The 3,608-nt window shown below is 53.2% G+C and carries 3 protein-coding genes; all 3 read right to left on the bottom strand.

The annotated features are described in order from the left end of the window. Window positions 1-120: 120 nt before the first annotated feature. Window positions 121-1,110 (bottom strand): ABC transporter permease, encoded by a 990-nt coding sequence (locus JE47_RS0119760; protein WP_031461393.1) that lies wholly within the window; start codon window positions 1,108-1,110, stop codon window positions 121-123. Then, a complete protein-coding gene (locus JE47_RS0119755; RefSeq protein WP_031461392.1) occupies window positions 1,094-2,044 on the bottom strand; it encodes an ABC transporter ATP-binding protein in 951 nt (316 codons plus the stop codon). Before JE47_RS0119755 ends, JE47_RS0119760 begins: the two co-directional genes overlap by 17 nt. Before the next feature lie 101 nt (window positions 2,045-2,145). Then, a complete protein-coding gene (locus JE47_RS0119750) occupies window positions 2,146-3,315 on the bottom strand; it encodes a COG1470 family protein (protein WP_031461391.1) in 1,170 nt (389 codons plus the stop codon). Window positions 3,316-3,608: the final 293 nt, after the last annotated feature.

The raw sequence follows: 3,608 nt of genomic DNA, 5'->3' as shown, positions 1-3,608 counted from the left end.
GGGGAGTTTTTTGATCAGACTCTAATGGCAGGTCAGGGCAAAGGCCTGGCTGACCCTATCTGCCCAACCTCCTGTGCCCCTACGTTTTGGCGTCAACCGATACGTCCGATACGTCTCCTACTACGCCCGCACTTCCTGACGTTGAAACAGGATGTAACCGACGGCAAAAAGCACAATTGTGGCCGCAATCAGACCGGTTGCATGGGGCCATGTCAGCAGAATGCTCTGTGCAGCCGGTAGCGGCGTTCCCGGAATAGCATTGTGTAACTGAATGGGTAAGATCAACCCCAGTGCACGCACAGCCGGATTAAGCATCGCTAGTGCCACCTCTGAGAAGAGCGTATTAGGTGAGAGCCGGGTTAGCATCAGCTCAAGCTGAATCTGGTTGACCAGTGCCTGAAGATCACCGGGCGGAACCGGTTGCAGTGTGCGTGCCAGGAGACTAGCTATAATACCCCAGAAGACGGTGAAGAAGAGCCAGACGGCAATTGCCGCCAGAGCTGCGGTTGCTGGCTGGCGAAAGATTATTGAAAAGAGCATTGCTAATGCCAACCAGATTCCGCCGTAAAAGATGGTGACTAGCAGAAACCATAGCATCCGCACGGTCTCTTCACCGGTTGGCGGCACACCCAACTGCAATAGTCCCATTCCAATGATCAATAACCAGATCGCTGCCAGCGCCAGCGCCAGTGTCCCTAAACCGGCCAGAAACTTACCCATCAAGAGGGCATCGCGATAGATCGGTTGAGCCAATACCTTCGACAACGTGCGCTGGTTAAACTCACCATTTATCGAGTCGAAGGCCAGCGCAATGGCCAGCAAAGGCACCAGCAAACCGAGAAAACCGACAAATGCCGGTAGTGGATCGCGAGCAGTGGTAAACAAACGCAAAAACAGGAATTGATCACCACTGCCGGTACCGGCCCGCAGATTTTGCGCTGCTGCGTAAACCGTTCCAAAAGCGGTGAGCAAAATCAACGCCTCCAGGATCAGCATGCGCACACTGGTCAAGTAATCGGCCATTTCTTTCGCTACAACGGCCCACAACCCTGTCCAGGGCGATCCTTCGCGCTGCTGACGAGCCGGCGTACTACTACGTTGTCGCTGCATAGGCTGCTCCTTTCTTGAAGTAGCGAGCGTAGACCTCATCAAGACTAGGAGTGTCAATGCTTAAGCCTAGCAACCGACCGCCTACTTCGACCACTTTCCGTGCGATCTCGGCTCGCAGATCGGCACGTGCTTCGATGTCGTAGAAGCGTGTGCCTTCCTGAGATACACTTAGCACATCGGGAAGCGCACGCAGAGCCGTCGCGACCGCATCACCGCCCTCTACTTCGAGATGAATGCGGTATGCACCGCCCAACACTCGTTGCGCCAGCTCGCTGACCGTCCCTTCCAGTACCATTCGACCTTTGTGGAACAGACCAACCCGATCACAGACCGCCTGCACCTGTTGTAGCAGATGCGACGAAAGCAACATCGTGATCCCACTCGTCTTCAATTGTCGAATCAGATCGAGAAATTCACGTACCGCTTCCGGATCGAGCGCCAACGTCGGCTCGTCCATGATGATAAGTTGCGGTTGTTTGATCAACACCTCAGCCACACCCAGGCGCTGACGCATACCGCGCGAAAATGTTTTGACCCGACGGTCAGCAACCTGGCTCAAACCTACCTGTTCGAGCGCAGCGTTGATCCGTCGACTCATTTCCGGCTCGCGCATACCGTTCAGTTTCGCAATATAATTCAGATTCTCGCGAGCGGTAAGGTTATCGTAAAACCCGACCTGATCGGGCAGATAGCCAACCCGTGCCTTTACGCTCAGAGGCTGACGTGCCGGGTCTAAGCCAAGTACCCGCACACTCCCGCTGGTTGGCTCAGTCAGGCCGAGAAGCATCAAAATTGTCGTCGTTTTACCGGCGCCGTTTGGACCTAACAGACCGAACACTTCACCCTTTCGCACCGTTAAATTGAGATTATCAACAGCGGTGAACGAGCCGTACTGTTTGGTAAGGTCACGGCACTCTACTACAACCTCTGCCATATCACCACCTCATAGGATAGAGGAGTGAGAAGTGAGAGGTGACGAGTATTGAAACATCCTCATCTCACAACCTTCTCGCTTCTCATCCTCTTATAGACTGCTCAGCGACGACCAAAGCGCATCACGGCCAGACCAACCCCAACGACCGCAACGGCGATAAGTGCAATCCCAACCAGACCCCATAGGGTTGATGTTAGCACGGTGAAGCGGAATTCACTGGTCGCTGCTGAAGCCTCAGCCGGACGTGCAGTAAATGTCACCAGATAGTCGCCCGAAATGGCCTGATTCGAGGGCTGTACTTTAGCCGTCACTTCGATCTCCTGATTGGCTGCCAGCTCTGCAATCTGCTTCGGCTCAAACTCAACCGTCCAGCCGACAGGTGGTGATGCACTCAGTTCAATATTGCGCGCTGGTGCACTTCCTGTGTTACGCACAACCAGCTTTACTTCAGTTTGTTCACCAATACGAGCCTCACCGGAAAGTCGTCCATCTGGAGTTGTAAGCACGAGCTGTGGCTGACCGGTAACATCGGCCACCAAGCGTGTGGTTGCCTGAAGATCACCGCCGCGCGCCAGGATATTGATCTCGTATGTACCGGCCGGAACATCGGTGAACGGGCGCACCTCAATGCTTAAGCTCTTCGACTCATTTGGACCAAACGGCACGCTGGTAATACTCTGACCAGAGAGCTTAAAATCAACCTGGAATCCACGTGGAGCTTCGGCCAGTAAGCTTACCGGCACTTCTTCACTACTCTCATTCTTGAGAGTTACATTGTAGCGGAAGGTGGTTGTGGGAGAACCGCGCAGAGTCGGTAGATCAACCTTGAACGAGAGACCAGCCGGATTCGTCGTCTTTTCTTTGAGCGTTAACGCAATCGGTAGTGTAACCTCTTGTGCCACACCGGTTGCCACTGCCACCATACGGTATTCACCGGCCTTGACATCGTTCGGCGGCTCAATTCGCAGATCGAACGTAGCATTATTATTCGGTTCAACGTACACCGATTGGATCACCCGTCCATCACCGCGGAATGTAGCATTCCAGCCAGTCGGCACATCACGCAAACCGAGCCGAACGATCTGCGGCGTCGTCTCAGTTCCGAGCGTCAGCTTAAAGGTGATCGTATCGCCAACGGTAGCTTCCTGATCCGGATAACGAGTGTAGAAGAAGAGACTACGCTGGCCCTCTTGAGCCAGTGCTGGCGCTGCACCTGCAACCATGAGCAACGCCAACAAAACAAGGACGCTAATCATGCGAAGTACGCGCATCGTCTACCTCCCTTGTGTGCGCAACTGAGTGTCTGTTGCAATGATCCACTCAATTCTGGCAAGATAGACGGTCAGGATTAGAAGAAGGTTAACAGAGTATTAGTGTTGTCTATGAAGTAAATGTCGAACTCGGTTTACAAGCGGCAACGAAAATCAAGCTGATAGATTGAATGTTCTAATGTTGCCAGGAGCCACCTAGTATAATCAACCTTTCAACCGATAGGAGCAAGTTTTACACTTACCTGCTGATGTTCTAATGCTGTCAAAATAGGGAACACGTAGCACGCACCTTA

The organism is Chloroflexus sp. MS-G (genome assembly GCF_000735195.1).
Taxonomy (GTDB): domain Bacteria; phylum Chloroflexota; class Chloroflexia; order Chloroflexales; family Chloroflexaceae; genus Chloroflexus.
The sequence above is the reverse complement of the archived record's forward strand: the minus strand, read 5'-3'. Positions and strand labels throughout refer to the sequence as shown.

What these genes read in the sequence shown, in the direction of transcription:
- JE47_RS0119760 (WP_031461393.1), bottom strand. Translation starts at nt 1,110, where the DNA reads ATGCAGCGACAACGTAGTAGTACGCCGGCTCGTCAGCAGCGCGAAGGA.
- JE47_RS0119755 (WP_031461392.1), bottom strand. Translation starts at nt 2,044, where the DNA reads ATGGCAGAGGTTGTAGTAGAGTGCCGTGACCTTACCAAACAGTACGGC.
- JE47_RS0119750 (WP_031461391.1), bottom strand. Translation starts at nt 3,315, where the DNA reads ATGCGCGTACTTCGCATGATTAGCGTCCTTGTTTTGTTGGCGTTGCTC.